The organism is Frischella sp. Ac48 (assembly GCF_019641635.1).
In the GTDB taxonomy this organism is placed as follows: Bacteria; Pseudomonadota; Gammaproteobacteria; order Enterobacterales; family Orbaceae; genus Frischella; species Frischella japonica.
This window is the reverse complement of record NZ_JAETXP010000018.1, coordinates 1-6,163: the sequence shown is the minus strand read 5'-3', so window position 1 is coordinate 6,163 and position 6,163 is coordinate 1. Positions and strand designations below refer to the sequence as shown.

Annotated in this window: 4 protein-coding genes; all 4 read right to left on the bottom strand. The window is 42.8% G+C overall.

What is annotated here, in order from left to right:
- Nucleotides 1-233: 233 nt before the first annotated feature.
- Nucleotides 234-1,367: a T6SS immunity protein Tli4 family protein gene (locus JMI89_RS11430; RefSeq protein WP_220680130.1), complete on the bottom strand. Its 1,134-nt coding sequence runs from the start codon at nt 1,365-1,367 to the stop codon at nt 234-236.
- Nucleotides 1,364-3,109 (bottom strand): triacylglycerol lipase, encoded by a 1,746-nt coding sequence (locus JMI89_RS11425; RefSeq protein ID WP_220680129.1) that lies wholly within the window; start codon nt 3,107-3,109, stop codon nt 1,364-1,366. The genes JMI89_RS11430 and JMI89_RS11425 overlap by 4 nt, the downstream gene beginning before the upstream one ends.
- Before the next feature lie 7 nt (nt 3,110-3,116).
- A complete protein-coding gene (locus tag JMI89_RS11420; protein WP_220680128.1) occupies nt 3,117-4,256 on the bottom strand; it encodes a hypothetical protein in 1,140 nt (379 codons plus the stop codon).
- A 59-nt stretch (nt 4,257-4,315) separates the two neighbouring features.
- Nucleotides 4,316-6,163: type VI secretion system tip protein VgrG (locus JMI89_RS11415; RefSeq protein ID WP_187756454.1), on the bottom strand; the 1,848-nt coding region annotated here is incomplete at its 5' end.

The window sequence follows — 6,163 nt, the reverse complement described above, 5'->3', positions numbered from 1 at the left end:
ATTGTTTAGTAAAACATCAACTTGCTGCTGTTCGTTTGCTGATAAAGTCATTTTTTGGATATCCTTGTTAAATGCCTTGCAACTAATTAATATGCTTAGTATTAATAGGATCGTCACCATAACTGCCGTGTTTTTTCTCAATGCGTTCATGCCAGACACTCCGTTTTTATCATATCAACAATCGCTCGCAGCGGCCGATTTTGGCTCTTTTTCTCAAAAATAATAAGCCAATTTTACTCCGCTTTAAAAGCACTCGCACGCACTCGAATACTGTTGGTGATTTCTCGCCAAATCACCATCAACTGCTCTTGTGTATATCCCTGAGTTTCGTCTTCGGGAATTCGGTAGGTCATTTCTACCCGTAATCGGGGCGTTTTATAGCTTGGATCGGTAATATGAATACCTAAGGTAAATATATAGTCTGTATCATCAGTATTTACGCCTTGCGGATCTTCAAAATATTTGCCTTTGACAACCCACTCTTCCAATTTTACACCATGACTTTCACGGCTTCCTTTATAGATAGTATGTCCGCTACCTTGTGTAAAATAAGCTTCCGGCTTATCAAGCAATGCATAGTCATCGGCAAAATCATTAAATTCAAAATAGAATGAAAAATAGTCAATACTATCGTGCCGATACCCATAATTCATATCTTTCCATTCTCGATCTTCCCCTTGCATAAAACTGTTAAACAAACAAAAGCCCGGCGTAGTTGGAATAGTTAAATCATCGCGTGGCTGAATTCGCTCAAACAGTTGGCGCAGTTCCTGCAATTTTTGCGGGACGTTATTAGTATAAGATTCCGGATCTTTCTCTCTATCGCTGGCATATTGATCCCCTAAACCATTACGCGCTTTCATCTCAACTTTTAACGTCACTTCATCTTGCCAGCGATAACCTTCTAAAACCCGAAGAATATCAGAAGTCCCTGGACTCTCCATCCGTTCAAAAATAATCCCTTGCATCTTATCCGGATGATTAGTCTGTACCGGATATATTGCTTTTAAATAGGGGCTATCAATCGGGACCATCGTTTTAGTCTCTTTTAACGCCTGCTCACGCCGGGCGATCATCTGTTTAAACGGCGGTAAATACTGTTTTTTGGTGGTAATCACAAAATCACCCGTGCCTTTATAATAAAACAGGCTTTCATTATTGACTTTAAATGCCGCAGGAAAATCAATTAAATAAGTGCCCACACAGCGTGTCGGGGAATTGTATAGTAAAGCATCAACTTGCTGCTGTTCGTTTGCTGATAAAGTCATTTTTTGGATATCCTTGTTAAATGCCTGACAACTGATTAATGTTAAGAAGAGAGCGATCGTGACGGCTCCCTTTTTTTTTAAGGATGATAATGTTTTCATGCTAGGGGCACCTTTTTCACTATATCGATAATTGCTCGCAGGGTGAAATCTTGACTCTTATCTTTTTGATAGGCTGGCTCATGCTCAACCGAAAAATGCATCCGTGCCGTTAAATACTTGATTGGGATTTCTCCCGAATGCTGCGGCACCGTGCCGTCACCATTGCCGTCTGCGGGTAATAAGGTATATTTTTCACTTATATCACCATCTTTCAGCGTTCGACGCCCTTTTAGCTCCTTAAGATTGAGCCGGCGCTGGTCACCAATATGGTTTTTTGGCGGCACTTTATGACTGGAGATAGGTTTTCCCTGCCACTGTGCCGTTTGATAGGTTAACGCGGACATCTTTATTGGCTTCTTATTTTCAATGCCAAAAAAGGCATAGGTGTTTGGGTGATATTGATTAGCAATCGCGGAATTAAATGTTTTCACTTTGTACTTGATAATATTTTCATATTCTTTCCAATCAACCTTCATCTGTTCTTCATTATGGTCGCTATTGAGGGGGTTAATCAGATGCGGCTCACAAGCGCACCACCATTTGTCTTTGGCGAGATATATTTCCTGATAAGGCTCCGACTTTGGATAGGATTCCACTTTACCGTCAGGAGCAGTAATTGTTAGCCAGCCCTTTCCGTACTCGGGCGTGGGTAATAATTGCAGCGGACCCGGTGCCTGTGCACACACCGTGGTCATCTCAGCCGCATCTTTGCCTAACACATTCTCGGTAATCACCGCTTTCGGCTTACCGAAAAAGCCAGTATTGACCTCCGTTCCCCGCTTCATACGGGTATAGGCGGCCACCGCGCCGGTTGCTGGCTGCACGCCATGAATCACCCCCAGCACCTTATCCTCACCACCCAGCGCCTGCGTATAACAACGAGACACTAGCCCACCCATCGAGTGAGTGATTATAATCACTTTACCATAAAACTTTCCGCGTTTCTGATAATACCGCGGTAACGTCACGTCTACCAGTTCCTTTAATGCCATGGCACTGTCCTCATTGGACTTAAGCCAGTTATACCCCATGGCATGCACCGGAAAATAAAATTGTTTACAATGCTCAATGTCCTTATCATCCTCAAAGAATAAAGTAGTTTTTGCCCCGTCATCTAAGCTAAACAAAGGGGATTTATTGACCAATTCGTTTATTTTCGCTGGAATTCTTCCCCTTTGATCAAAAAGACTGGTCTGCAATTCATTGAGAAACTTACCATAACTGTAAAACCCTACTGTTCCCCATCCTCGCTCTTGCCTTGAACCAAATAGTCGGTTTTCAGTCGTATTTTTGATCGCCTCGTCAATTTTTTGCCGTCGCTCCCGCTTTAGTTGCCTTACTTCATTTTGTCGACTTTTATCATTGCCTAATAAATGTAACTGTGTGTCGTAGTGGTGTTTAATTTGCGCCACTTTTCTATCAGAGGCATCATCAGAGGCCTCAATGATTTCTCCACGGTCATCAACTGTGGTTTTATCAGGAGCAAGCTCTAATTTACGTGCCTTGGCATTACCATAATGGGGCAAGGCCCAGCCAAGAACAGATAAAGGACTATCTAAACGCCACACTATTTTGGAATCCAATTTACCTGTTTTTTCCATCAAATTACTCCCCATCACGCCAGGGATAAAAATAATCGGCACAATCAGCCGCCCTTTTTCAAGAAATAAGGTGTTTTGGGTATTGTCTGATGTCGGTACGGTATTATATTGAAACGATTGTTGTGGTTTTTTATTATTCATTTTATGTCTACCTGTCCTGTTCTGACTCGAATTTTTTCGGGCTAATGAGTTGTACATAGATTGCCCCTTGATTGCGACTCACCGTCAACTGCTCACGAAAAGACTGACCGACACGGCTACTTGCCATCGTTAACACAAAGTAGTGCGTTAATTTACTTGGTTTGGCAAAGGTTAAGTCAATATCGTGAAAAGTCACGCCATGCTGCCCGCCTACATTTAACTCACCACTCGCCATCGTTAAAGCTAATCGCGTTTTGTCATTTAATCCGGATATCCAGATAGCTTTAACTTTCTTTGGTGGGAGTTGATTATAACGAAAAAGCTGCCCGATATCGGTGGATAGCTCAGCCTCACCGGTGAACATTAAGCGACCTAACCACGCTTTTGCCAGCATGCCGCTCTTATTCATCAAAGCTTCTTGCCCTAATAATAAAGCACTGATAAATTTACTGTGATAGTGATATGTGTCATCATCATACTGACATACTAACAATAACGATAATTCAACTTCCGCCGGATTTTCGTACATTTGAGCCATTAATACGCCATAATCCTTAACCGGTTGTGGCCTTAAATCCCAACGCTGAAAAATTGCGTCTATGAGGTCCTCATCTTCGATAAGCTCATTAGGTAGATAAATATGTGTGAGATACCGACGATAATCCGCACACTGCTGCGCTAAATTCATCATCACTTCATCCAAAAACCAATACGGTTTGGTTGAGGCTGATGCATTGTACAGTGGCCTGACTTTTTGTGGATATAAGGGAATGCTAACACTATCAGACGTTAACGCTTTTAGACCATCAGGCTCAGCACAAATAATATAATGACCAAAAATCGGCAGTTGTACCTGACTCCAATTTTGCCACTGCCTGGTGATAGCTTGTTGATGTTGACTTATCTCGTCATTGGTTGATTTTAAAAAAGCATAATACACACTCCGACAGGTAAGCATTAGCAGCCACAACGTAAAGGGCAACCCAATCGCAAATAACCAAAATTGTGCAGCGTCGTTATTGTGATACAGAAACAGGGTTAATACTAACCCCAGAGCCATCATTACTACACCGGTTATCGCCCATAACAGATAAGACGGTCGTTTAATCTGTTGCAACTGAGGTAACTCAGGAATACTCCATCCCATTGATGACACCTTCTTATTTAAATTGTTATCGGTTATTCAATCATCAGCATTGGTAGCCTTTATTCTTCAGCATCAATAATAATCTGTATCGGTTCAACAAACTGACTAAACTGAGCCGGCAACCGTCCATCACTATCTGTCATTGCGGTAATTTCCGTGTTATCGGCACGAATAATACGCACCAACTGATTTTTAATCACCGAATTATCATGTTGCCAACGTAGTTGTGAATGAAATACATATTGACCACTTTTTTGTTGATTCGACATCTGACTTAAACTATCTGCGTCTAATTTCTGCCAAGTCGCTGATTTATTGATAATATTATCCGGAGCACCAATTTCAACTGATCCATTAGCCAGACGCAAATACGCACCGCCACAGGTTAAAATCAGTTCTTGTTTAGCTGATATCACGGTTCGCCCTTGTTGACTGCTTATCAATACATCTTTCAGTGCGCTGAGTGACATCTCGTCATTCTGTGCCTGAATATCCACTTTGCCGTGTGAAGCAAAGAGTTTTATCCCCAGTTTTTGGGCAAAGAAGCTGATGGCTTCACCGGCGGCAAGAGTGAACTTCTTAAGAATATTAAAATCCGTCTGCCCATGACTACTGACTATCACATTTTCCCCTGCCGAGAGTTGAATACTGTCAGGTGTTACCTGAGCAATACCTTTTGGCGATGAAAGTAAAATGGCAGCATCTTTTAATTCATTGAGCGAATCCGTTAACAAGCTTTTTTGCCGCGCTAAATCGGCTAATTCCGCCTGCGCTTGCTTAGCTGCATCCTGTAATGACGACACTAAGCTAATGGCTTTATTTAACTGTTCAGTCGCTTGTTGCATATTGAGTTGGCTATCTTGTGCTTTATACTGCTCATCGGCACTAATTAATAACCCCTTACCCGCACGAATCGCGCCCCACTCATCGGTGCGCAGTTCAAACCCTTCACCGCGCTGCACTTTATTTTGATTAACCAAATGACCTAAGTTGATCTGGGTTTTTCCGTATTCAGTGGCCAGTTTAATATGCTCCTGACCGCGTTTATCATCCATCCGAAGTTTATTATTGGCGGGCGTGCGAATGATATTGCGGTGTTTGTTAGCGATTGCCACAAGGTCAGGATGAGTGCTGTCATGTAGTGCGTGAGCAATGTACGGCCTATCCGGATTACCTTCGGTGAACGCAATCGCAACACCGATACCATCGATTAATGGAAAGTGAAAACCATAGGTATCACCGGCATAGGGTTTGGCAAGGCGTACCCATAAGCTTTCCTCACCGTTTTTCCAATTTTTCAGGTCAAAATCAAATTTAACCCGGTAACGCCCCATTGTGTCAATATACCCGTAGATATCATTATCCGGGCTGGTGACCCGTGCTGGTAATGTTCCTGCCACTTGTGGCCACGGTAATGGCTGTGGTCGATATGGCTTTAAAACATTATATGGAATAGCCGTAAAGTGACATTGATAAGGCTCACTGCGCTCACCTTGGCTTGCGGTTGAGAGGATGATAATCCCCTCCTCAAGACCATCAATCGAACTGCCATCGATAATCATGCGTTGACCCGGCATCAAGTGATAGTTGTTACATTTCCCCTCAATAATCAGTTTTTGACTAAGGTGTGCCTCATGGCGAATTTTGGCATACCATAGCCCACTTTCAACTAAGCTATCATCGCCTTTGCTTTTGTAGTGCTCGCCGTAACGATAATCCGTACCAAAAGTGGTATCGTCTTTGGCGTCAGTATTAATTTGTGTATATTGATCGGCATCAGCGGTGCGGTAATTGTAATCCTGAGTAATGACGTCCTTACGCTGCGTCCTGCTGGTAAACTGCACGTCCCACACGCTGTCGGTTTGACCATCTACCATACCACTCGGTGCTTTCAGGGGTATACGACC

What these genes read in the sequence shown, in the direction of transcription:
- JMI89_RS11430 (WP_220680130.1), bottom strand. Translation starts at nt 1,367, where the DNA reads ATGAAAACATTATCATCCTTAAAAAAAAAGGGAGCCGTCACGATCGCT.
- JMI89_RS11425 (WP_220680129.1), bottom strand. Translation starts at nt 3,109, where the DNA reads ATGAATAATAAAAAACCACAACAATCGTTTCAATATAATACCGTACCG.
- JMI89_RS11420 (WP_220680128.1), bottom strand. Translation starts at nt 4,256, where the DNA reads ATGGGATGGAGTATTCCTGAGTTACCTCAGTTGCAACAGATTAAACGA.